The sequence below is a fragment of the Roseivirga sp. genome (genome assembly GCF_965216855.1).
GTDB lineage: Bacteria > Bacteroidota > Bacteroidia > Cytophagales > Cyclobacteriaceae > Roseivirga.
On record NZ_OZ244204.1, the window covers coordinates 872,775 to 896,285 of the forward strand.

19 protein-coding genes are annotated in these 23,511 nt (G+C 42.3%); 11 read left to right on the forward strand and 8 right to left on the reverse strand.

Annotated elements, in window-relative coordinates:
• Together ACOOEY_RS03845 and menD are read left to right on the forward strand one after the other, a co-directional pair.
• Positions 1-1,227, forward strand: a complete 1,227-nt coding sequence (locus ACOOEY_RS03845; RefSeq protein ID WP_420387356.1) for an isochorismate synthase — start codon at positions 1-3, stop codon at positions 1,225-1,227.
• A complete protein-coding gene (menD, locus tag ACOOEY_RS03850) occupies positions 1,224-2,906 on the forward strand; it encodes a 2-succinyl-5-enolpyruvyl-6-hydroxy-3-cyclohexene-1-carboxylic-acid synthase (RefSeq protein ID WP_420387357.1) in 1,683 nt (560 codons plus the stop codon). Before ACOOEY_RS03845 ends, menD begins: the two co-directional genes overlap by 4 nt.
• Here the strand turns inward: menD and ACOOEY_RS03855 are convergent.
• Positions 2,888-4,009, reverse strand: coding sequence for a carboxypeptidase-like regulatory domain-containing protein (locus tag ACOOEY_RS03855; RefSeq protein WP_420387358.1), 1,122 nt, complete (start codon positions 4,007-4,009; stop codon positions 2,888-2,890). The two genes, menD and ACOOEY_RS03855, sit on opposite strands and share 19 nt — an antisense overlap.
• A gap of 93 nt (positions 4,010-4,102) precedes the next feature.
• On the opposite strand from ACOOEY_RS03855, the gene ACOOEY_RS03860 reads away from it, so the two are divergent.
• Complete coding sequence (locus ACOOEY_RS03860; protein ID WP_420387359.1) at positions 4,103-5,104, forward strand: AMP-binding protein; 1,002 nt, start codon at positions 4,103-4,105, stop codon at positions 5,102-5,104.
• A 45-nt stretch (positions 5,105-5,149) separates the two neighbouring features.
• Entirely contained in the window at positions 5,150-5,350 is a 201-nt protein-coding gene (locus ACOOEY_RS03865; protein WP_420387360.1) for a hypothetical protein, read from the forward strand.
• Here the strand turns inward: ACOOEY_RS03865 and ACOOEY_RS03870 are convergent.
• Complete coding sequence (locus ACOOEY_RS03870) at positions 5,347-6,129, reverse strand: helix-turn-helix domain-containing protein (RefSeq protein WP_420387361.1); 783 nt, start codon at positions 6,127-6,129, stop codon at positions 5,347-5,349. The genes ACOOEY_RS03865 and ACOOEY_RS03870 overlap by 4 nt on opposite strands.
• 111 nt (positions 6,130-6,240) lie before the next feature.
• Here ACOOEY_RS03870 and ACOOEY_RS03875 point away from each other — a divergent pair, with 111 nt between their 5' ends.
• The 6 genes from ACOOEY_RS03875 (at position 6,241) to ACOOEY_RS03900 (ending at position 17,557) form a co-directional block, all read left to right on the forward strand.
• Complete coding sequence (locus ACOOEY_RS03875) at positions 6,241-6,909, forward strand: hypothetical protein (protein ID WP_420387362.1); 669 nt, start codon at positions 6,241-6,243, stop codon at positions 6,907-6,909.
• 113 nt (positions 6,910-7,022) lie between these two features.
• Positions 7,023-10,337, forward strand: coding sequence for a VPS10 domain-containing protein (locus tag ACOOEY_RS03880; RefSeq protein ID WP_420387363.1), 3,315 nt, complete (start codon positions 7,023-7,025; stop codon positions 10,335-10,337).
• 177 nt (positions 10,338-10,514) lie between these two features.
• Positions 10,515-11,360, forward strand: coding sequence for a 1,4-dihydroxy-2-naphthoyl-CoA synthase (locus ACOOEY_RS03885; protein WP_420387364.1), 846 nt, complete (start codon positions 10,515-10,517; stop codon positions 11,358-11,360).
• Positions 11,361-11,400: 40 nt separating this feature from the next.
• Positions 11,401-12,852, forward strand: a complete 1,452-nt coding sequence (gene cls / locus ACOOEY_RS03890) for a cardiolipin synthase (RefSeq protein WP_420387365.1) — start codon at positions 11,401-11,403, stop codon at positions 12,850-12,852.
• A 66-nt stretch (positions 12,853-12,918) separates the two neighbouring features.
• Positions 12,919-14,172: an ectonucleotide pyrophosphatase/phosphodiesterase gene (locus ACOOEY_RS03895; RefSeq protein WP_420387366.1), complete on the forward strand. Its 1,254-nt coding sequence runs from the start codon at positions 12,919-12,921 to the stop codon at positions 14,170-14,172.
• Between the two features lie 49 nt (positions 14,173-14,221).
• Positions 14,222-17,557, forward strand: coding sequence for an Ig-like domain-containing protein (locus ACOOEY_RS03900; RefSeq protein ID WP_420387367.1), 3,336 nt, complete (start codon positions 14,222-14,224; stop codon positions 17,555-17,557).
• 11 nt (positions 17,558-17,568) lie between these two features.
• Here the strand turns inward: ACOOEY_RS03900 and ACOOEY_RS03905 are convergent, their stop codons facing one another.
• A complete protein-coding gene (locus tag ACOOEY_RS03905) occupies positions 17,569-18,276 on the reverse strand; it encodes a hypothetical protein (RefSeq protein WP_420387368.1) in 708 nt (235 codons plus the stop codon).
• Positions 18,277-18,359: 83 nt separating this feature from the next.
• Here ACOOEY_RS03905 and ACOOEY_RS03910 point away from each other — a divergent pair, with 83 nt between their 5' ends.
• Positions 18,360-19,412, forward strand: a complete 1,053-nt coding sequence (locus ACOOEY_RS03910; protein WP_420387369.1) for a Rieske 2Fe-2S domain-containing protein — start codon at positions 18,360-18,362, stop codon at positions 19,410-19,412.
• A gap of 46 nt (positions 19,413-19,458) precedes the next feature.
• Here ACOOEY_RS03910 and ACOOEY_RS03915 read toward each other — a convergent pair whose 3' ends face one another.
• Genes ACOOEY_RS03915 through ACOOEY_RS03935 form a run of 5 tightly spaced genes read right to left on the reverse strand, consistent with a single transcriptional unit; the run spans position 19,459 to position 23,488 of the window.
• Complete coding sequence (locus ACOOEY_RS03915; protein ID WP_420388633.1) at positions 19,459-19,809, reverse strand: MmcQ/YjbR family DNA-binding protein; 351 nt, start codon at positions 19,807-19,809, stop codon at positions 19,459-19,461.
• Positions 19,809-20,033, reverse strand: a complete 225-nt coding sequence (locus ACOOEY_RS03920; RefSeq protein WP_420387370.1) for a DUF6728 family protein — start codon at positions 20,031-20,033, stop codon at positions 19,809-19,811. Before ACOOEY_RS03920 ends, ACOOEY_RS03915 begins: the two co-directional genes overlap by 1 nt.
• Positions 20,034-20,043: 10 nt before the next feature.
• A complete protein-coding gene (gene ispG, locus ACOOEY_RS03925; protein WP_420387371.1) occupies positions 20,044-22,023 on the reverse strand; it encodes a (E)-4-hydroxy-3-methylbut-2-enyl-diphosphate synthase in 1,980 nt (659 codons plus the stop codon).
• A 49-nt stretch (positions 22,024-22,072) separates the two neighbouring features.
• Positions 22,073-22,777 carry an SDR family oxidoreductase gene (locus ACOOEY_RS03930; protein WP_420387372.1) on the reverse strand — a complete coding sequence of 235 codons (705 nt, stop codon included), beginning with the start codon at positions 22,775-22,777 and terminating at the stop codon, positions 22,073-22,075.
• A 33-nt stretch (positions 22,778-22,810) separates the two neighbouring features.
• Positions 22,811-23,488 carry a hypothetical protein gene (locus ACOOEY_RS03935; RefSeq protein WP_420387373.1) on the reverse strand — a complete coding sequence of 226 codons (678 nt, stop codon included), beginning with the start codon at positions 23,486-23,488 and terminating at the stop codon, positions 22,811-22,813.
• Positions 23,489-23,511 lie beyond the last annotated feature (23 nt).

Genomic DNA, 23,511 nt, shown 5'->3' on the forward strand with positions numbered 1-23,511 from the left:
ATGGAGAATAAGAAAGCATTTGTCGCTGAACCGGATTTAAAGAGCTACTCAAAAGAGCAAATCATGAGTGCCGCCATTCGTTTAGCGCGTGAAGAGGGATATCCAATGGCGGTGTGGCGAATGCCTCATCAGTCAGAAGTCAACGTGTTGATCTCTTTCAACAAGGCCTTGGAGTTAGAAAGATATGAGATGGAAGAGCTGAAAAATGGTTTCGCTCTGGCTCCCTTCAATTTTGGAGAAGAAAAAGGACTCTTCCTTAAAGCTGACGTTATTATCTCTTTCGACTTTGAAGAAATAGTTATTAAGCCGGGTGACTCACTACAGCAAGCTGACCAGTTGAATCAGTTCAAAGTGAGTTTGATTGAAAAACTGGAGCAGCCCGAAGAATCTACCGGTTTTATTCAGCCCAGATCTCTCACTCCTTCCAATGCCTCAGACTATCGTGAGCTGGTTACCCGATGTGTTGAGGCCATTAAAGATGGATTTATTGAAAAGGTTGTTCCGGCCCGAACTAAAGACATACAACTCCCCCCATCTTTCGATGTAGTGCAGTTTTTTACTAAGCTATGCACTGCTTATCAAAATGCATTCATCTCTTTCGTATCTATTCCTGAGACGGGCACCTGGATGGGTGCAACGCCTGAAGTACTCATTGAGAGAGAAGGCCATATTTTCAGAACAACTGCTCTCGCGGCCACTCAACGATACAATCCTGAGAATTCATTGACCGAGACTGCCTGGACACAGAAAGAAATTGAGGAGCAGGCCATGGTGAGTAGATATATCATCAACTGCTTCAAAAGGATCAGATTAAGAGAATTCTCAGAGAAAGGTCCCGAAACCATTAAGGCGGGTAATTTATTACACCTGAAGACTACGCTGGAAGTAGATTTAATCGCTACCAACTTTCCTGAATTACCAACCGTAATGCTTGAGTTGCTGCATCCAACTTCGGCAGTAGCCGGAATGCCTCGCGAACAGGCCCTTTCCTTCCTGAAGCATGAGGAGAAACTGGATCGTTCATTCTATGCCGGTTTCTTAGGCCCGGTTAACATTGAAGACAAAACCAACCTCTTTGTAAACCTGCGTTGCATGGAATTGACTGATGAGCAGGCCAGACTTTACGCAGGTGCAGGGGTAACGGCACACTCCAATCCTGAAAAGGAATTTGCTGAAACAGAAATGAAATTCAATACCTTACTGAACATTTTGAATCAGTCCAATTGATACTACCTCACATCAACGAGATTGCCAGCCTTTGTGCGGCCCATGGCATTAAACAAGCCATAGTTTCTCCTGGCTCCAGGTCGGCAGCTATTAGCTTAGCCTTTGAAAACCACCCTGAAATTGATGTGAAAGTAGTTGCTGATGAAAGATCGGCCGCCTTCATAGGAATGGGCATCGCCCTGCAAAAGCAGGAAGCCGTTGCACTGATCTGCACTTCAGGTTCCGCAGCATTTAATTATGCCCCTGCTATAGCCGAAGCTTATTACCAGGAAATCCCTCTACTGGTCATAACAGCAGACAGGCCTCCTGAATGGGTCAATCAGTATGACGGACAAACCATTCAGCAGGAAGACATCTACGGAAAACACGTCAAAGCTGCTTTCAACTTACCAGTTGACCTAAGCCATAGCGATGCGCAATGGCACGCCAATCGTTTGGTGAATGAGGCCATTTTGGCCACACGATCATTCCCAAAAGGACCTGTTCATCTCAATGTACCTTTAAGAGAACCCTTCTACCCGGGAGAAGACGATAAATTTGAATATCCTAAGGTCAGAAAGATCGAAAGCCTTGAAGCTGAAAAGACATTAAGTGAAGCCAACTGGAATGAGCTGCTTGGACTATGGAAAAGCTTCTCTAACAGACTCATCGTTGTGGGGCAATCGAATCCTGATACCGAACTAAGTCAAGCCTTAGCAGACTTAGCCCAAAAGACAGGCACCCCGATCATTAATGAGATTACAGCCAATCAACACGGAATTGAGAATGTTATAACCAAACAAGATGTATTTCTGCAAGGGCAACCTAAACTGGAAGCCCCGGAATTGCTTATTACCCTTGGTAATTCCCTCATATCCAAAAACCTGAAGGAATTCCTGAGAAAGAATCCCACCAAAGCTCATTGGCATATTCGTCAGGGAAGTCGATTGAATGACTCGCTCCGGCAAGTGACTCATGTGATTGACCAAAAACCGGCTCAGTTCATTCAGACATTGACTACACTTGTTTCTGAATCTGATACCAGTGCATTTGGTGAAGCCTGGAGCTCTTTAGGCCGCGAGGTAGAGAAAAAAGCACAAGACTTCCTTCATCAAGCTACTTTCGGAGAATTCAAAGCAGTACAAACCTGCCTGAATCAACTACCAACTCAAGGACAACTGCACCTGGCCAATAGTATGTCTGTTCGTTATGCCAACTTTATTGGTCTTCGACAAAATGAAGTTTCGGTTTACTGCAATCGTGGAACCAGCGGAATAGATGGCAGCAACAGTACAGCAGTCGGAGCTGCTTTAAGCACCGATGATATGGTCACATTGATTACCGGAGATATGGCATTCCTGTATGATCGAAATGCCTTCTGGCATCCTTACGACCTCAACAACCTCAGAATCATAGTGATGAATAATGCAGGGGGCGGCATTTTCGGAATGATCAAGGGGCCACGATCTCTGGCTAGTTATGAAAAGCTATTTCAGACGAACCAACCTATAACTGCAAAACTCACAGCCAAGGAATTCGGCTTTGAATATGCTACTGCTAAAAATGATGATCAACTGAATGACGAACTCAAAAGCTTCTTCAATCCATCATCTTCAGCCAAAATTCTGGAAGTCTTCTCTGATCCTAAGGTCAATGAAAAAGTACTAGCCGACTTTAAAGCCTATTGCTTGGGTTTATAGTTCAAAGGCACCATATCCGCCACCTTTTCAAAACCCCAATAGCCAGCGGAGTAAAAACTGATCGGGTCATAGACATAGCCATTGCCTTCAAACTCAATGGAGTTTTTACCCTCGACTAAAGAAATCCATGAGACTTGTTGACCTAAATCGGAAGCTGATACTGAGTTCAGTCTACCTCCAGGTTTAAAATTCTGAACAAACTCAGGGCTTTCCTTCTCCTTGGTATAAGTCACATATAGATAATTATCGAAAGGCAGCCTTCTGGAAAGGGTAGTCTCCCCTTCATCCAACCAGTCCTTTAGATTCACTTTTTGTGGATTTAGCACCCGACCGAAGCCTTCAACATCCTGAGCCAATTGTACGATGTAGCCCTCTTCTTCCAGTTTACCTTCAAATACGGTTGAAAAGAAATGTTGTAGGGAACCTTCATAGGCAGTTTGACGATTTTCTTCCCAGCGTTTCTCTTTACGCTTACTTCCTTCCATTTCGGTAAAGACAGTAAAGCCATAGTAGGTATTCAACCCTTTCGAATATTCAATTCTGAATTCTTCCAGGTGATAATCAATCTTATAACCTAAAGCCTTATTCTCGACCTGAATGGCTTCTTTGGCAAAGGCATAAAGGGTGTTTTCCTTTCGGTCGAAATAGAAGTTCAACACATCCTCATTGAGGATTTTACACTGGGAAGCATTTTTGGAATAGCCCAGAAACAGTTCTGTAAACTCCTTGAGGTAACGCTGCCATTCCTCATCCTTTCTGGCAGTGAGCGTAAAACTCCCAAGATTGACCTGCTCCGGCCTCAGATTCACATCCAGCCTAATCTCCTTCTCCTCTTCCAGCCTCATATTGAGCCCGTAAGTTTCATATCCCACAAACCTGACGATCAAATCATAAGTACCAGCCTGCGGCACCACTAACCGGAAGTTACCCTCCGTATCGGTATTAACTCCGTAAGTCGTCTCGGCAAAAAACACATTGGCAAAAGGAAGTGTCTCTCCTGTTTCAGCATCCTTCACCGTGCCTGTGATCACAAAGTTTTCCTGTGACCGGGCTTGACAAACAAATAGAAAGAAAAGAGATAAAAAGAGCAGTGGGTGTCTCATAATTAGTTAAAATTGGTTGTGGTAGGTCAGATTATATTCCAGAATCAAACATATTCATTTACCGAATTCGCCTCAATAAGTTTGCCGAAATCATTGATTTGGGCAGAAAAAACTCAACAATTCATTCGCGACTGGTTTTCAGACCAGCAAAACTTTACCCTCCATACATCCGGCTCTACAGGCAAGCCAAAAGCTATAGCCGTTTCAAGGCATCAAATGGAAGCCAGTGCCCTGGCCACTATCAACCATCTGCATATTCCAAAAGGAGCAACAACTTTGCTATGCATGAACCCTGATATGGTTGGCGGAAGAATGATGCTGGTCCGGGCAATTATTGGTCAATGGAGTCTAAAAGTTGTTCCCGCCAGCTCCTCTCCCATGGTCGAAGGCAAGATAGACTTCACAGCCATGGTGCCACTACAAGTTGAAAGCCTCGTTGATACTGAAGAGGGTAAGGAATTCCTCAACCGTATTCATACACTCATTATCGGAGGTGGGGCCATTAATGATCAGCTGTTACAGAAAGTCCGAAACCTGAAAACGAATATTTACCAAACCTTCGGAATGACGGAAACTCTGTCTCATATAGCATTGAAACGGCTCAATGGGGAAAACCCATCTGAGTACTATCAACTCATTGGTGATAATGAAATCCGGCTAAATGATTGGGGTTGTCTGGAAATTAAAGGCACTGTAACAAATGGGAAATGGATTTCCACCAACGATCTTGTTGAAATCAAAGAGCAGCGCTTTCAATGGCTGGGCCGAGCAGATCTGGTAGTCAATAGTGGTGGCATTAAAATATTGATTGAGCCATTGGAAAAGAAGCTTTCAGATTACTTTCAGACAGAGATAATTCTATGGAAAGAGAACCATGACCGTCTGGGTGAACAGTTGGTAGCCATGCTGAAGGATGAGAATATCTATGAGCATATTTCTGCTAACAAAGACACACTCAAACTGAAGTTCGACAAGTACCATTTCCCTAAAAAATGGCTATTACTTAAAAACAGTTTGGCATTAACCCCAAGTGGTAAGATCGATCGATCCAGAACTTTAGAGTTAAATAATCAATCTTTTGATGCTGGAAATTAGGCGTTTTACTTAGTTTTAGAGATTACAAAACCAATATCTTTAGGTATGTCTTTAAGAAGCCTACAGAGAAAATCTATCGCAAACCTCATCCTGGCAGATATAATAACCGCGGTTAAATTCCTGCTTAACCTGCTGTTCATCGTCCTGTTTATTGTGTTAGCGCTGGAGCTCAAGTCTATGTTGGAAATCGACATTTTCCCCAACTACAACTTTCCGCTGGATGAAATGATCAGGGACTTTTTCTAGCCCTTCATCTTAATCACCTCTTGCTGTAGCTCCAGAACGATATTTTTCAGTTGTTCAAAACTCAGATCATCATCTGCATACTCAGGAATTTCCATGCTCAAATAAGCCTTGGCTTCCCAAATCTCAATGACATCTCCGGCATCAACCCTGTAAGGCGAATAGGCTTTATTATCAGAAACCAGGAACAATTGACCATGCTCTTTGGTGTAATCAAATACCCTTTTATAGACCACTCCCTCTTCTTTTGAAAGAATGATGTAGCATCGGCCATCCTTGATGTCATGAATTGAATCTACATACTGACCGATAACGATCGTACCGGGTCTGATAGGCAGCATAGAATCACCGGTAATTTCAAAAGCCCTGTAAGTACCTGACCTTGGCAGGCTTGGTATCTGAAATTTTGGAAGGTCTTCCAAATACTGCGGATCTGCATATCCATTGAGGTAACCTGCTGATGCCTTCTGAGGGATCAAATCTATCAGTTCATTGTCTTCCTCATCTACCGTAATCGAAAGAACCTTCATACCGCCAGATGATTTATTCAATGCTTCCAGCTCTTCATGGGTCTTACCTGTCAGGTCTCTGGAAATCATAGCATCCACTGAAACTCCAAAGAGTTTAGACATATTCTGAAGGTTGTTCAACCGAGGATCAGCTCTTCCTTCTTCATAAGCACCTACTAATGATCTTTTAATATTTATCTTTTCAGCAAACTCTCCCTGTGTCCAATGGTGTAGCTTTCTCAGGTATTTGATATTTTCGGAGACCAAACTCATAGCATCAATTTTGCACTAAAATAACTAATTATTTTAGCTATATGACAAAATATTTAGTGTTAATTTGGCATGTTATTGGTTAGAAAGTTGGGGTCAATCAACTCAAAAATCATGAAGTCCTTTTTCTCAGCACTCATTTTACTCTGTTGTGCATTTCAGCTTTCTGCCCAAAATACCATCGGTCTTAATGTACAAGGCTTTGTACCTACAGGAGAACTCAGAAAAGATTCACCAGGCATCTGGGGTGGTGGTTTCGCATTGACCGGAGCCTTCAATATTCGTCAATCCCCTATTTATGCCGGAGGTACACTGGACTTCACCCGGTATGGTTCTGAAGTGAGAGACGGCTGGCACGGCCAGGTTCTGGGTGATGTCAGGCATCGCAGACAGTTTGAAATGACCAGACTGCTGGGTTTCATCAGACTTTCTCCCGATTGTGATGCAGGTTTCTACCCTTATGTAGATTTCACTGCTGGCGTTAACTACGTATATACCCGTTCCATTTTGCGCGATGGACCACTAAGAGACGCTTTCGATCACTTCACAGATTGGGATGATTTTTCCTTTACTTATGGTCTGTCGGCAGGCATAGAAGTACCACTTGGTGAAGACGTTTTACTCGATCTTTATTTCAAGTCCCTCAAGAGCGGTAGAACAGAATATTTGTCTCCGTCATCTGTCAACTATGACAGGGAGAACAACGAATACCTGCTGGAAGTGCAACAGTCGAAATTCGATTCTTTTACTTTCGGCATCGGCATTAAGGCCTATCTCTACTAATTGTCAAGCTAACTTCGCCATTTATAACGCTTTTTCCTCGCTCCTAAGAATTCGATTTTAGTCGCGGAATTCTTAACATATTTTGATTTTTATTCAATCAAAAAAAGAATCTGATGACGACTAGGAAAATCGGAGATTCAAATATCAGACGAATCTTGCTTTTTAGTTTCATGCTTCTTTTCACCGCTTCACTAGGTTGGGCGCAGAAAGTAGACATGGACATTTTTAAAGACATGAATGCCAGGAGCATTGGCCCGGCTGCCATGAGTGGAAGAATTACAGCAATTGATGTAGTTCAGAGCAACCCGGACATAATTTATGCCGGTGCTGCTTCAGGTGGTGTATGGAAAACTACCGGAGGCGGACTTACCTGGGAGCCTATTTTCGATGATCAGGCAGTTCAAGGTATTGGTGCTATCAGCATCTACCAAAAGAACCCTGACGTTGTATGGGTAGGAACAGGTGAAGGAAATCCAAGAAACTCGGTTAGCTCGGGATATGGTGTTTACAGAACCTTAGATGGTGGTAAAACCTGGGAACTAATGGGACTGGAAAAAACCAGAAACATCCACAGAATTTATATTCACCCAGACAATCCGGACATTGTATATGTTGGAGCTATCGGTTCACCTTGGGGTGAGCACGAAGAAAGAGGTGTATTCAGAACAATGGATGGTGGTAAAACCTGGGAGAAAATCCTTTATACCAACAACCTGACTGGTGTGGCTGATATGGTAGCCGACCCAAGCAATCCTGACAAAATCTTCGTAGCCATGTGGGAACACAAAAGATGGCCATGGACATTTAAGTCTGGTGGTGAAGGCTCAGGACTTTACATGACACTTGATGGTGGTGACACCTGGAAAAATTTAACTGGTGAAGGTGGACTACCAAAAGGCCCTTACGGACGTATTGGTCTTTCTATCGTTCATAACAAACCGAACTATGTATACGCTATCATCGAATCTAAAGCCAATGCGCTTTACAGATCAGAAGATGGTGGTTTTACCTGGGAAGAGCGCACTACTGCTGCCAAAGAAGGCGACATGGGTAACAGACCTTTCTATTACTCTTCAATCTACACCGATCCTGATAATGAGAACAGAGTGTACAGCTTGTACTCAATGGTTTCAAGATCAGAAGATGGTGGTAAAACTTTCGATGTAATCATTCCTTACTCTGGTGTTCACCCTGACCACCATGCTTTCTGGATTCACCCTAACGACCCTGAATTCCTGGTAGATGGTAATGACGGTGGTCTCAACATCTCTCGAGATATGGGTAAAACCTGGAGATTCACTGAGAAAATCCCTGTTGGACAGTTCTATCACGTAAATGTAGATAATGAATTCCCTTACAACCTGTATGGTGGTATGCAGGATAACGGCTCATGGGTAGGTCCTTCTTACGTATTCAACTATGCCGGTGTAAGAAACAGCGACTGGCAGGAATTGAGCTTTGGTGATGGTTTCGATGTGGCCCCTATCGTAAGTGACTCTCGTTATGGTTACACCATGTCTCAGCAAGGTAATGTAAGCCGATACGACAAAGTTTCTGGTTATAACAAAACTGTTAGACCTACTGAACCTGATACCGCTACTGAATTAAGGTTCAACTGGAATGCTCCTGTAGCAATTGATCCTCATAACCCTAACGGTGTGTATTATGGATCTCAGTTTGTTCACTACAGCTCAAACCGTGGTGATGATTGGGAAATCATTTCTCCAGATTTGACTACCAATGACCCTGAGAAACAAAAGCAAAACGAAAGTGGTGGATTGACTATTGATGCTACTGGTGCAGAAAACTTCACTACTGTAATTGCTATTGCTCCAAGCCCGGTAGACAGAAATGTGGTTTGGGCAGGAACAGATGACGGAAATGTTCAAATCACTCAAAACAGAGGTGAAACCTGGACTAATGTAGGAGCTAAATTACCTGGTTTACCTGCAGGGAGCTGGATTCCTCAAATCAGAGCATCAGAGTATAATGCTGGTGAAGCGTGGGTAATTGCCAACAACTACAGAAGAAATGACTGGTCTGCTTATGCTTATCATACTTCTGACTACGGTCAAACCTGGACCAGAATCGCTGATGATAACAAGGTGTTCGGATATACACTTTCTATCCTTCAGGATCCAATTGAGCCAAACCTGGTATTCCTTGGTACTGAGAATGGACTATATGTAAGTTTCGATAAAGCACAGACCTGGAACAAGTGGAATCACGGATACCCTAACGTTTCGACTTATGACCTGGCTTACCAGGAAAGAGAGCATGATTTAGCCATTGGTACTTTTGGTAGAGCATTCTATGTATTGGATGATATTCGTCCATTGCGTGAGTTTGCCAAGAGAGGGGTTAACACTGCTAAAGCCGAAGATCTGATCGTATTTGATGTGGCTGATGCTTATCAAATGACTTACCGTCAGCCGGCTGGCATGAGATTCCCTGCAGATGGCGGACCATTTGAAGGTGAAAACAAATACTTCGGTAGTGCTGCCATTAAGTTCTATGTTAGAAACGATGAGGCTGAAGCTGCTGCTGAGCCTGCTCCTGAAAATAACAGAAGAAGACGCAGAAATGCTCAGGCAGAGGAAGAAGCTAAACCAGAAGCTAAGAAGCTACCAGGCCGTATTAAAATGACCGTTTTAGATGCCAGTGGTGATACAGTAAGAACTGCCGAAAGCACTTATAAAAAAGGTCAGGTTAATACAATCAACTGGGACTTGAACAGAAGAAATCCTTATCCTGTTGAATTCTCTGGCGGTGGTGGATTCGGTCGCTTCGGTGGCGGAGGCTTCGGTGGTGGACGTAACCGTGAGCAAACTGCCGGTGAAGCTTTACCGGGTACTTACACTGTAGTGCTTGAATTGGGAGACCACAAAGTTGAAAAGTCTGTAACAGTTCACACTGACCCTAGAATTGATGTGAGTATGTCTGACCTGAGAGCTAAGCAGGACTTCCAGGACGAAATCCTGAAAATGTCTCAGACTTTCTTCAAATTAACTAACCGAGTTAGAGAAGCGGACGACATCATCAGCAAAGTAGAAGCTCAGATTAAGGAAGAAGAAGACAAGAGCAAGACCAAAGAGTTAAGCGAAGCTTTGAAAGCCGTAAAAGAGAAATTCGAAGAGGTTCAGAAAATCACTACCGGAATCAGAAGACCAGGTGGACAAGCTACTCCTAGAGAAAGCTATCCAAATGCCAATAACTGGTTGGGCCAGGCAAGAAGATATGCCAGCTCTAGACTTACTGCTCCGGGGCAAAATGAGATGGATCTGAAAGAAAACGCTCAGAAAATGATTAACGAAGCTATGGACACCGTCAATGACTTCTTCAGCAATGACTGGCCAGCATTCCAGCAAGCTTATCAGAAAGTGAGCTTCAACTTCTTCAAAGACTTCTCTGATCCTATCAGAAACTAAGAATTGATATAAGCTAATTGAAAAGGCTACTCCTCAGGGGTAGCCTTTTTTTATACCCATTGATCAGGTATCAATAAGACTTTTCAGCCAATGAACCTATTCGAATATTAATGTTTTAAGGGTTTCTGGCTTGCTACTTCTGCCCTATCGCTTAATTTCGCAGTCAAACTTAGCATCATGAGCAAACCAAACTGGCAAACCGTAAAGGAATACGAAGATATCACCTATCAAAAATCAGGAACTGGTGTGGCAAGAATAGCCTTCAATCGTCCTGAAGTTAGAAATGCCTTCAGGCCAAAAACAGTAGCTGAACTGTTCGAAGCTTTCCTCGATGCCAGAGAAGACACCAGTATTGGAGTGGTTCTGTTCTCGGGAGAAGGACCTTCTCCCAAAGATGGTGGTTGGGCATTTTGTAGCGGTGGCGACCAACGTGCCAGAGGTCATCAGGGATATGTAGATGACGATGGAATGCCAAGACTCAATATTCTTGAGGTGCAAAGGCTGATCCGCTTTATGCCCAAGGTGGTCATTGCAGTGGTCCCAGGCTGGGCTGTCGGAGGCGGACACAGTTTGCACGTGGTCTGTGACCTTACTTTAGCCAGTAAAGAACATGCCATTTTCAAGCAAACAGATGCCGATGTAACCAGCTTCGATGGAGGCTACGGCTCAGCCTATTTAGCCAAAATGGTTGGACAGAAAAGAGCCCGAGAAATCTTCTTCCTTGGAAGAAATTACTCCGCTCAGGAGGCCTTCGATATGGGCATGGTGAATGCGGTAATTCCACACGATGAGCTGGAAGACACTGCCTATGAATGGGCACAGGAAATACTGCAGAAGTCACCAACATCTATCAAAATGCTGAAGTTTGCCTTTAACCTAACTGACGATGGCATGGTAGGTCAGCAGGTATTTGCCGGTGAAGCTACCCGCCTGGCTTACATGACAGATGAGGCTAAAGAAGGAAGAAATGCATTCCTGGAAAAAAGAAAGCCAGACTTCAAGGATATTAAGTGGATTCCGTGATTTTTTGACCAACTTAAGGTCTTAGATCTTAACTTGATTCATGCTTGAGCTCTGGCAAACCGTTTCGCCATACATTTTACCAGTCTATTATGTAGTCATATTTCCGGTTGTCATTAACATTCTGCTGGAAAACAGAAATCCGCTCAAGACTCATTCATATTTGCTCCTGCTTTTACTCCTGCCACTATTCGGAGTGGTGATTTACCTTTTCTTTGGCCAGAACATTAGGAAACGGAAAATATTTGCCAAAAAACAACTGATCAATCAGGCTTTTGGCGACCTGTACTTTCAAACACGAATTGAAAAGGAATCTATTGATGAGGTACTCCCACCGGAGCTTTCTCAATACGAACGGGTGATCCGCTTCCTTAAAAAAGACCTATCACCACTAACTGGAAACAACACTGTTACCCTGTTAAACAATGGTGAAGAGAAATTCCCGGTGCTCATTCAGGCTTTGGAGCAGGCAAGACACCACATCCACTTCGAATACTACATCTATGAAGAGGGAGATATTGGCAACCACATAGCTGAAGTCCTTAAAAGAAAAGCAAGTGAAGGAGTTTCCGTCAAGATGATTGTGGATGGGGTTGGCTCCCTCAGCCTCTCAAAAGGATTCTTTCAAGACCTCAAAGCTGCAGGAGTTCACATAGTTGAATTTATGCCTGTACTATTTCCTTCATTCACCAGTAAAATCAATTACCGTAATCACCGCAAAATTGTGGTAGTAGATGGAATGATTGGTTTCACTGGAGGAATTAATATCAGTGACAGGTATATCAATAATGGAAAATACCCTACCTATTGGAGAGACACGCATGTACGCATAGAAGGTGAAGCTGTCAAAACCCTTCAGTTTTTGTTCCTGCTCAGCTGGCAGTTTGTCACACAGGAAGAAATACTCCCCGAAAGTCAGTTTTTTCCAGAGTTCACCCCAAAAGGGAAAGACCTGGTTCAGATCAATGCCAGTGGCCCCGACTGGGAGTTAGCGAGCATTATGGACTCATTCTTTCTGGCCATTTGCTCAGCCCGGAAAAAAGTCAGTATTGCCACTCCCTATTTTATTCCGAATGAAAGTATCATGGATGCCATTGTTACGGCCTCCAAGAGCGACATTGAAATAGATATTATCATTCCTGATACAGCTGACTCATGGATTGTTGAATCGGCTACTAAATCATTCATCAAGCAGCTACTCGAAGCCGATGTGAATGTATACCTGTACAAGAAAGGCTTCCTTCACTCCAAAGTCATTATCATAGACGAAAACTTTGCCTCTGTGGGTAGCGCCAATATGGACTACAGAAGCTTTGATTTGAATCATGAAGTCAACGCCTACTTCTATGATAAAGTGATTGTACATCAACTGATGAATGAATTCGAAAAGGATAAATTAGAAAGCAAGCAGGTAGAATGGAAGGAATGGAAGGCTAGAGGGCTTTATCAGAAATTAAAAGAGTCAGTATGCAGGCTCCTGGCACCACTCCTTTAATTATTAACCCACAATTAATATTTCCTTTCGAAGAACATCCCAAATGAACAGTACTTTTGACACAGAATGAAAAAGTATTTTGAAATAGTTCTGTTTGCGATAGTACTCTGCTTTGTAAGTGTAGCGAAAACCCAACAGGAAGAGCCAACTCCCTATGTCATCATGATCTCATTCGATGGCTTTCGTCACGATTATGTAGAGAAATTTGATGCCCCTAATTTCAAAGCTTTTATCAATGATGGTGTTGCCGCTGAAGCAATGATTCCCTCCTATCCATCGAAAACATTTCCCAATCACTACACTTTGGTTACCGGCTTGTACCCCGATCATCACGGACTGGTTGACAACACTTTCTATGACAAGGACCTGGACCTTCAATACAGCATTGGCAACAGGGAGCGAGTTGAAAACCCCGCCTTCTACGGTGGCCTCCCTCTATGGCAACTAGTTCAACAGAATGGAATGAAGTCAGCTTCCTATTTCTGGGTTGGTTCTGAAGCAAAAATTGCCGGTTCCTATCCGTCCTACTATCACATCTATGATGGAAATGTGAGCAACGATGACAGGGTAAACGCAACTCTGGACTGGCTAAAATTACCTGAAGAAGATCGTCCTCATTTTATTACCCTTTACTTTTCCATGGTAGACTCACAAGGACATGCCTTTGGCCCTGATCATGAAGAAACGAAAAAAGCAGTTTTAGAAGCCGATCGTTTATTGGGAATGCTGAAAGAGGGCGTAAACCAACTCAATCTGCCGGTGAATATTATATTGGTATCAGATCATGGAATGCAACCAGTCCTTCCTTCTTATGATAACTATCAAGACCTTACAAAACTGACCAAAGGGCTCGATTCTGAAAAAGTGCGTGTGGTTAGCAATGGAGCCCATGCCCACTTCTATACCAGCGATGAAGTTTCCAAAAAGGAAACCTACGAACTTTTAAAGTCCAGAGAGAATCATTTCAAAGTCTACTACAAAGAGTCACTTCCTGAGCACATGCACTATGGCCAACACAAAAGAATAGGAGACATCATGATAGTCATGGATCCTGGTCATTATATCAGTTCAGAAAGACGAATCAAATTCGCTGTTGAAAACAATATGACTCGCGGAGAGCATGGCTTCGATCCCTATGCTACCCCACACTTGGGAGCTATCTTTTATGCTAATGGCCCCAACTTCAAAAAAGGGCTAAAAATAGGTCAGTTTGAAAACATTCATATCTACCCCTTAGTCGCTGACTTACTGAACATTAAGTCTTATCCTGAAATTGACGGCAGCTTAAGTACCTTGAATTTTATTGTAAACGGGAGATAAAAATCCATTTCTACGGCTTATTTTCATCCAAAGTTAATCCACTATCATAATGACAAATAAACCACTATTGATTGTTTTCTTGCTTGTAGTACTATGCCTGAATATCAAAGCGCAAAGCGTTGATGAAACATTTAACGTCTCAATAACTACATCACCCAATATTTATTCAATAAACCCCACTTCTGATGGAAGGCTGATATTAGCCGGGTATATTCAGAAGGTAAATGGTCAACAACTCGATTTAAGCTTTAGAAATACTGTTGTTATTATCAACCCCGATGGAACAAGAGACAATAGTCTTGCATTTGACAACCAACTGACAGAATCAGGAATAAGAGCAGCTTATGAAATGGCAGACGGCAGTATTGCCGTGGAAACATTTATAGGCTTCGGATCAAAAGGTCTTAACCTTTACGATGCAACAGGTCAGATCAAAGATAATTTTCAATTAGATGGCTCAATTAATAATATCAGCCTGGCAGCACCTTTGGAAAATAGTTTTTTTGTAGTCGCTTCTACTACAAGTGGGAGACAACTATTAAAAATCGATAACCAGGGAGCCATCGATGAGACTTTTGGCAGGCACTCGGTTGAGGGAGCTCAGTATCTATTACCTGGAAATGCCGGAGACGTTATAGTCGTTGGTAGAGATCAGTTTTTCGAAGGGAATGAAATAGGAGTAGCCTATAAAGTTCTTCCTAATGGTATGTTGGCCTCAGACTTCAATACTGGCACTCAGGAGTCTATTGAAATAAGAGGAGCCTTTAGAGAAGCTGATGACCAGCTTTTCGTATATGGAAGCTTTACTTCATTCCAGGGTGAATCAACTCCATCGAGCTATTTTAGATTAAATGCAGACGGTTCATTTGATGACTCTTTTGATCTTACCCTAGGAAATGATTTTACCTCCTACAATACAAGTTACTTGTCAGAAGCAACCCAAGATGACGAGGGCAACTACTACATTGCCGGGTGTACCCTTACAGGATCCGGGTTAGCAGTTGTATTATATAGCCTGAAAGATGATGGCACTGTAAACTTTGATTTCAACCCCATACTCCTTAATAACCAAAGTGGAAGTTGCGGGGCGAATTTTGGCTTGACTCTCATTGATAACACCACATTTTACTCTGCCGGGCATATAACCTACGGTGAAGATCCTCTTTTACAAGGTTTTGTAGAGTTTGATAAGTCCGGAGTAATCAAAGGCACTAACCCTAAGTTAAGAGACCAGGCTACAAACCTGCGATCAGCCTTTCTGTTTAATGATGGTAAAATACTTTTGAGTGGAGAGTTTACCGATGTCAATGATGAGAGAGCAAACCTTTTGTTTAGATTAAATAGTGATGGAACATTAGATAATTCCTTTACAGTTGATAATGACCTGGCCAACTATGCACAGGCACAAATCAATGCAATTGATACCACTTCAACCGGACAAATTCTTTTGGCCGGAAATGTAATTATGAATGGACAAGTAAGGTCATTATCCAGATTTAATAAAGATGGAAGTTTCGATAATTCATTTAATACCTCTATCACTTCATCCTCCGGAGGAATAAGTGTTATTAAAAATTATGGGGAAGGTAAGCTTCTGGTAGCAGGTAAAAGGCTCAGCGGGAACAACCTTTCTGGTCACATCGCCATTATAGACGAAGACGGAAATATAGATAGTTTTATAGATTTCCTTGATAACCAATTTGATGAGGTAAAAAGAGTTGAAGTTTTGGAGGATGGTAGCCTTATAGTAGCAGGTACCCTTCAGAATTCAAGAGGCTTCTTATATAAAATATTACCTGATGGTACTTTAGACCCGTCATTTACAGAGCACCCAAATCTGGACTTAGGTATTTTTGCCATGGCCATAGTCAATGAGAAAATCATAGTAGGTGGCTTTCTTAATGTAGGAGGGTCTCCTGAAAATGTATCAATTCCTGTTAATCAATACTCCATGGATGGTGAATTAGTAGATTCTGAATCCATTAGTGTCAATGGTAAAGGAGATGGTTTTCCTATTATCCAAGACATTCATGTCACTAAAGATGAAGAGCTATTCATTACTGGCCTATTCGGGAAAGTTAATAACCTCCCTGTAGTAAACTTTGCAAAAGTAAGCCTTGATGGAAGAGTCGACCCGGAATATGTATTCGATTTTGAATATGGGTACTTAAAACAATTTATTCAAATCTCAAATGACTATGCCTTACTTATGGGTGATTTTGCCGGAATTGGTAATAGCGAGAATATCGGTTTGGCCAAAATTAAAATAACCAATACTGCCCCTGAAGTTATAGGCACCTTAAATGATCTGGAAACCAATGAGGACACAGCAATTACACTTTCATTAGATGACCTAAATATCACAGACATAGACGATGATCAAAATCAATTGTCAATAAGACTTCAATCAGGTGATAATTATACTTTCGATGGCCTTTCAGTAACTCCTGACCTTAATTTCAATGGAACTCTCATGATCTCCTTAGTTGCCAGTGATGGTAAAGATGATAGTGAGCCGTTCAGCATTCCTTTGGAGGTTCTTCCCGTTAATGATGTTCCGGTAATCACTGATCAAACAACCAATCTTAGCGTAGACGAAGAAACCGCCATAACACTTGAAATTGGAAGCTTTCAAGTTAATGATCCAGACAATACCTTTCCAGATGATCATACACTTGAGATTCTTGAAGGAGATAACTATAGCTTTGACGGAAATGCGGTAACACCAGCTGTTGATTTTAACGGAGAACTTACAGTGAACTTGAGAATCAATGATACAGAAAACGGAGAAAACTTTGGCGCCTTAATTACAGTCAATCCGGTTAATGATGCTCCTGTAATCCAGAGCCAGGCCGGGACAATCATTAGTGATATGGATAGCCCTTTGACTATTCAGCTGTCTGACCTTATTGTGAACGATCCAGACAATAGTTACCCTGATGATTTCACTCTGACAGTAGAAGCAGGTGATAATTACACACTGGATGGAAATACAATCACTGCCGTAGAAGACTTCTTTGGAGAAGTCACAGTCCCTGTAAGGGTAAATGATGGAAATGCTGATAGCGAGAGTTTCAATCTCACTATAACGTTTAATCCAGTGGCTTCCATTTTCGAGGATATCCAATCAAGGAGAGTAAAGACATATCCAAACCCAGCAAGCAAAAAAGCGATCGTTGAGTTTGAAAATGACATTTTCGTACCTGTTGTAATCGATATATACAGCAGTACAGGAAAGAAAATATCTCTTGGTGAATTCTCTAAAACTGATATTCTCTTTTCAGAAGAGATAATCTTACGCAACTTGAATTCTGGTGTATACACATTGGAAATCAGGCAAGGAAATACCTACCGAGCTGTGAAAAAGATCATTATCAAAAACTAGTTCAAAGTCCTTTAAAACACACTGGCCAACATTCTCAAAACATCTTCTTCGCGAGACCATTTGAGTTTGTTGGCTTTTATATATCCTCTGATTTCTTCCTGCTGTTTTTTGGAAAGAATGGATTGAATATTCTGTCTGGTAAGTTCTATCTCTTTGAAGGAATCATTATCTGTCTTTCTCCAAAAGTACCTATGTTTGGATAAATAAGCAGGTTTTGCTCCTTCAGAATATCCATCAATTCTTCCCTGTCTAACTCTTAGCCTCTTATCGTAATATTTAATTATTTCGAAATCAGGCTTATCAATCAGCCTGACACAAAACCTTGAATAATCAGGAAAGTCTTCAAAGCTTTGCCAGTTGATCAATTCGAACTTTTCCTGCCCTTCACCCTCATTCTTGTCGAGAATAAGCAGGCTTATGAGGTTCTCATTCAGATTGAGGACCATGCCTTCCTGAGGCTTCCGTGCGAAAAGCTTATCTGAATTGGTATGATAATTAAACAGGAGGTGTTCAGAGGTATCACCATTGATATCAACGTAAAAGCCATACCTCCATTCATCAAAGGCCAGCATATGCCCTTCCCCCTTGTCCTGTGCTAAGCCAGCATTGAACTCCTGAAGACTCACACTATTGACAACGGCTCCTGACTGCGCTGACAGGCAGCAGCCCGAGAAGAGCATGACAAGCATACACGATATCTTAAAAGAGTCTTTGAACATACTATTGATTAAATAAACATAGTAAACAAAAGCAAATATTATCTCACATATACGCCAGCATTATTGATTATGTTTGTAAGGCTATGAGTGCAGTGAAGTCAAAGAACTTAAGAAACATCTGGTATGTAGCCTGCCATGGAAGTGCTTTACCAAAAGGTAAAACCATAGAAAAAGAGATTGATGGTGAGAAAATATGTCTCGGCAGAGACGAAAACGGGAAGCCATTTGCCCTCAGAAATCAGTGCCCACACAGAGGTATTCCATTAACCTATGGTAATTTCGATGGCTGCGAAATTGAGTGTTGTTATCACGGATGGAGATTTCAAACTGATGGTGTTTGCTCCAAAATACCAGCTCTACCTCCACAGTCTACCCTCGATGTTTCCAAAATCAGAGCACCGTATTATCCGGTAAGAGAAAGGCATGGCATCGTCTTTATCTATCTGCCTAAAGACATGCGTAAGCCGGAAGATATTGATGAAAGTCTATCACCTCAATTCCCATTAAGTGAAGACCAGTCTTTCGATCTGGTAACAGCTAAAAAGATGGACTGTGGGCTTGATCATTCAGTGATTGGACTGATTGATCCTGCACATGTTCCTTTTGTGCATCAGTCATGGTTCTTTAGAAAGAAGACCAACCTAAAACTCAAGCAGAAGAACTTCGCCCCTTCTCATTTGGGCTTCACTATGGTGAGACATGCCCCTTCTAAAAATTCAGCGGCCTACAAGATTCTCAAGAAGGAACAGACCACTGAAATAAGCTTCCAGCTTCCGGGCATTAGAATAGAGCATTTGAAGGTGGGGGAAAACGATATCGTCATTATGACTACACTGACTCCGGTGAATGAGCATGAGACAGAACTTACACAGTTCATCTATACTGACATCAAATGGTTTAAACCATTAAGGCCAATCTTCTATCGCTTTGCGGATACTTTCATTCAGCAGGATGTAGATGTATTCAAGAAGCTGAAAGAAGGCCTGAACAATAATCCTCCATTAATGCTAATGGGAGACCCTGATATGCAGGCTAAATGGTATAATGCCATTAGAACGCGCTACGAAAAATGTCAGGAGGAGAAGATACCGTTCGAAAACCCCATTCAGGCACAAACACTATACTGGCAAACGTAATTAGCTCAGAAGTATATAATTAGGAGGAAGACTTCAATACTATTAGTCAGCTATTTAGTTCGTCTCTAACTTTCTTAGGCAGGCTGGCGATTATCAGGTCGTATGAATGATCGGTAAGCTCTTTGATAAGATGGTCTGGAACTGATCCATCCACAAAAACAGAATTCCAGTGCTTCTTATTCATGTGCCAGCCAGGCTTAATTCCCGGCCATTCCTCTCTGAGCTCAATGGCTCTCTCCGGGTCGCACTTCAGATTAATAAACTGAAATTCATCTATTCCTGTAATGGCGAAAACCTTACCCATTGCTTTGAATACCAGTGTTTCAGGACCAAAAGGAGTGTCCTCGGTAACACCGGACTTGGCTAAACAGTAATCTCTGAATTCGTCAAGGTAAATCACATCCGCGAAATAAAACGCACGATCATGACGGTCAGTGCAATCAAAAACATAATGATGGATATCTTATTGATTCCATGCATCACCTTGAGATTGAAGTTAGAGGGTCTGTTAGGATCTTTCTTCCTAAAGAAATACCCTAATACCGGTCCGAAGTCAAAAGCCTCTTTAGTGGTCAGTTTAACTCTTTCTGTTTTTTCTTCTTTATTATTCTCTTCCGACATGATCTCCATTTTATACTTCAACAGCCTTTGGTTCAATCCACTTACCATCGGCTCTAATAATTTCTATCAATTCATCTACTGCCTGAGCAGAGGGAACTCCTCTCTTCATTACTTCCTGGCCCTTGTAAAGGGTGATTTTTCCTTTACCTGAGCCAACGTAACCATAATCAGCATCAGCCATCTCTCCGGGGCCATTAACAATGCAGCCCATGATACCGATCTTTACCCCTTTCAGGTGGTCTGTTCTCTTGCGAATCATTGCCGTGGTTTCCTGTAAATCGAAAAGTGTTCTGCCACAACTCGGACATGAGATATACTCTGTCTTAGTCATACGGGTTCTGGCCGCCTGAAGGATACCAAAAGCTGTTGTATTCTTTAGTTTAATATCTGCCAATAGTGAATCTCTACCACCCTGCTGGCTCGATGTCAGCATCACGCCATCACCAAAACCATCAACCAGTAGCCCACCAATATCTGTTGAAGCATGAATCAGGAACTCTTCTTCATCCCTCACCTCGAAATTTCTGATAATAATAACCGGAACCGAAAGCTTACGCTTGACCAGCTCAAAGAAGAACCTTCTTAATGCAGGCATGGCATGGATATTCTGAGTTTCGAGAAGTACTACCAGATTATCCGCTTCAAGAATCATCATGGTTTCCTCGTCTATTTCAGAAGCATCCAACCTGATGAAGTTCAATACATCGTCACAGTCTTCAGCTTCCGCCAATTGCTCCAATGAGTAAACCGGGTACCTGCTTTTCCTATCATCCAGTTCTTTCCAGACAGGATAGTCAATCAGTTCCATTAGACCATTAGGCAACATAAAGGGGATAGACTTACTTCCTGAATAGATAAAATCAGCTCCCTGATCATTCATGGTCCATTTATCCGGTTCAGGTAAATAGAAATGTCCTACTGACTTCAGGTCTTTGATTCCAATCTCCTCCAGGCTGCTCAGGTCCGCAAATACCCGAGGCACATTGACATCTCCAATATTTAATACTTCCCTTGATTGTCTTTTATGATAAAGGAAAGGGTCTATGGGATTTTCCTCAATTTCCGGGATAGCATCATGCCCGGAGCGCAACTTATATCGATCTACCAACTTCTGAGCAACAGGTGCTTCGAACTCCGGTTCTTCAGTGAGAGAAACACGAACAGTATCTCCTAAACCATCTTCCAGTAAAGTACCAATACCCACAGCTGATTTAATCCGGCCATCTTCAGCCTCTCCGGCTTCTGTGACTCCTAAGTGAAGTGGATAAGGCTTCAACCCCTCTTCATCGAGCTTTTGAACGAGTAAACGATACGCTTCTACCATTACCTGCGCATTACTCGATTTCATGGAAAGAACGATCTGATCATAATTAAGATCTTCACAAATTCTGAGGAACTCAAGTGCTGACTCAACCATCCCCAGAGCAGTATCTCCATAACGACTCATGATCCTGTCAGATAGCGAACCATGGTTGGTTCCTATTCTCATGGCCGTTCCGTGCTTTTTACACAGTTCAACTAATGGTGTAAATCTCTCCCTGATCCTTTCCAGCTCAGCCTGATACGTTTCATCTGTATATTCGATGTTTTCAAAACGTTTCTTATCGGCATAATTCCCAGGATTGATTCTTACCTTTTCTACAATCTGAGCAGCCAATTCCGCTGCATTAGGTGTAAAATGGATGTCGGCCACCAATGGCACCTGACAACCTCTTTTACGAAGCTCATTTTTAATATTTCTGAGGTTTTCAGCCTCTTTTAAACTTGGAGCAGTGATACGTACTAACTCACAGCCCGCCTCAACCATTCGCAGGGTTTGCGCAACACTACCTTCAGTATCCATAGTGTCGATTGTGGTCATGGATTGCACCACAATTGGATTATCGCCTCCAATCACTACATCTCCAACCCTTACCGGGATGGTTTTTCTGCGATTGTACTCCACTAGGCTGTTACAGTATTTTTTGGCTTGAGAAACGATAGATTCCATGAATGTTGTACTTGCTGCAAAGGTAACCGTAAATAAAAGATTTTGTTAGTCAAATATCTCCCAACTGTGGGCGAAGTACGATCTCTTCAACCACAGTTTGTCTTGAAAGAGCATGACAAGCAAAAATAGCATCGGCTATATCTTCTGCCTTCATAAACCGACTTTCGGGCAACTCCACTCCTTCCCAGCTGGCGGTATAGGTGGCACCGGGTAAGATTGAAGTCACACGTACCCCATGTTCCTTCATCTCCTCACGGAGACATTTGGTAAACCCAAGCAAAGCGAATTTAGATATGGCATAACTACCTCCATTAGGATAGGCTGTAAAACCAGCAATGGATCCCGTAGTGAAAATATGTCCTTGCTTGCGTTCTTTCATACCACCTACTAAAGCCCTGGTCAGGTGATAGGCGCTGTACAAATTGGTTTCAATCATCTTTTCCAAATTGCCGTCTTCCTCTTCATGAATAGAGCCTGGAAAGAATATCCCGGTATTGTTGAGCAGCATGTCCACCGGCCTGCCAATACTTTTGACATAATCAGCAAATGCCAGCACTTCTGCCTTCTTAGACATGTCTGTAGGTCGGGTGAAAACCTCTCCCTCGGCATCTGACGTCAACTCTTCCTTCAACTTCAATAAATCTTCTGCGCTCCTGGCACAGGTTACAATATCGAATCCTTCTTTTAAAAACCTCTCTACAGTGGCTCTTCCAATTCCTTTGGTTCCGCTGGTAATGACAGCTAATTTTCTCATAATTCTCTGGTTACTTATCTTCTGAAATCACTTCTATAAGCTATCTCTCAGATAAAACAGGTCTTCTTTATTAACCTTGGCTGGTATAATGAGTTCACCCAAATTCAAAAATCTTTGCATTCCAAGCATTACCTCAAAGTTGGGCTGATGAAGATGCTTGGGTATTTTATATATCCTTTCATCCTTCTTGTCGAAAGGAGTAGTCACTTTAGCCCCGAAAAGATGAGGCAACAATATTTTGCTACAGCTGAAAGCAATTCGGCTTAAATCATGTTCTTCAAAATGCTTTTGCAGTCTTTCGTTCACATTGTCGAACATTTCTGCTCCGCTAGCCAACCTGATTCTCGATCCCGCTCTTGACTTTCCTTTGGTCTTCAGGTGTTTGATCTGGCTTTTCCCTTGCTTCTTCCTTACCATGTATGAACTAAACACCTTATGTGACAAGCATTTCTCGTTTTGAAAAACGCCAACAGAAGAACTACCACTTTGCACCAAAAGCATCACATAGGTCACCTCCCGTTCAACATCTATTTCCCCAGACGGCTTACTATAGACTGTAATGGGCAAGCGGAAAGCAAACTGCTCACCTTGTTCTTCCCAGGTAAACCGATGTTTCTCAAAATCATAGCTCAGTGCCATGTCTGCACCTTGCAGGCTTTTAACTACATCTACCACCTGGTTTCTCTTCAGAAATATAGACTTGGGTTCCATGTAACTGCCAAATTAGCAGCTCG

What these genes read in the sequence shown, in the direction of transcription:
- ACOOEY_RS03910 (WP_420387369.1), top strand. Translation starts at nt 18,360, where the DNA reads ATGAGTGCAGTGAAGTCAAAGAACTTAAGAAACATCTGGTATGTAGCC.
- ACOOEY_RS03930 (WP_420387372.1), bottom strand. Translation starts at nt 22,777, where the DNA reads ATGAGAAAATTAGCTGTCATTACCAGCGGAACCAAAGGAATTGGAAGA.
- ACOOEY_RS03920 (WP_420387370.1), bottom strand. Translation starts at nt 20,033, where the DNA reads ATGTCGGAAGAGAATAATAAAGAAGAAAAAACAGAAAGAGTTAAACTG.
- cls (WP_420387365.1), top strand. Translation starts at nt 11,401, where the DNA reads ATGCTTGAGCTCTGGCAAACCGTTTCGCCATACATTTTACCAGTCTAT.
- ACOOEY_RS03935 (WP_420387373.1), bottom strand. Translation starts at nt 23,488, where the DNA reads ATGGAACCCAAGTCTATATTTCTGAAGAGAAACCAGGTGGTAGATGTA.
- ACOOEY_RS03855 (WP_420387358.1), bottom strand. Translation starts at nt 4,009, where the DNA reads ATGAGACACCCACTGCTCTTTTTATCTCTTTTCTTTCTATTTGTTTGT.
- ACOOEY_RS03845 (WP_420387356.1), top strand. Translation starts at nt 1, where the DNA reads ATGGAGAATAAGAAAGCATTTGTCGCTGAACCGGATTTAAAGAGCTAC.
- ACOOEY_RS03880 (WP_420387363.1), top strand. Translation starts at nt 7,023, where the DNA reads ATGACGACTAGGAAAATCGGAGATTCAAATATCAGACGAATCTTGCTT.
- ACOOEY_RS03885 (WP_420387364.1), top strand. Translation starts at nt 10,515, where the DNA reads ATGAGCAAACCAAACTGGCAAACCGTAAAGGAATACGAAGATATCACC.
- ACOOEY_RS03900 (WP_420387367.1), top strand. Translation starts at nt 14,222, where the DNA reads ATGACAAATAAACCACTATTGATTGTTTTCTTGCTTGTAGTACTATGC.
- ACOOEY_RS03895 (WP_420387366.1), top strand. Translation starts at nt 12,919, where the DNA reads ATGAAAAAGTATTTTGAAATAGTTCTGTTTGCGATAGTACTCTGCTTT.
- ACOOEY_RS03905 (WP_420387368.1), bottom strand. Translation starts at nt 18,276, where the DNA reads ATGTTCAAAGACTCTTTTAAGATATCGTGTATGCTTGTCATGCTCTTC.
- ACOOEY_RS03875 (WP_420387362.1), top strand. Translation starts at nt 6,241, where the DNA reads ATGAAGTCCTTTTTCTCAGCACTCATTTTACTCTGTTGTGCATTTCAG.
- ispG (WP_420387371.1), bottom strand. Translation starts at nt 22,023, where the DNA reads ATGGAATCTATCGTTTCTCAAGCCAAAAAATACTGTAACAGCCTAGTG.
- ACOOEY_RS03865 (WP_420387360.1), top strand. Translation starts at nt 5,150, where the DNA reads ATGTCTTTAAGAAGCCTACAGAGAAAATCTATCGCAAACCTCATCCTG.
- ACOOEY_RS03870 (WP_420387361.1), bottom strand. Translation starts at nt 6,129, where the DNA reads ATGAGTTTGGTCTCCGAAAATATCAAATACCTGAGAAAGCTACACCAT.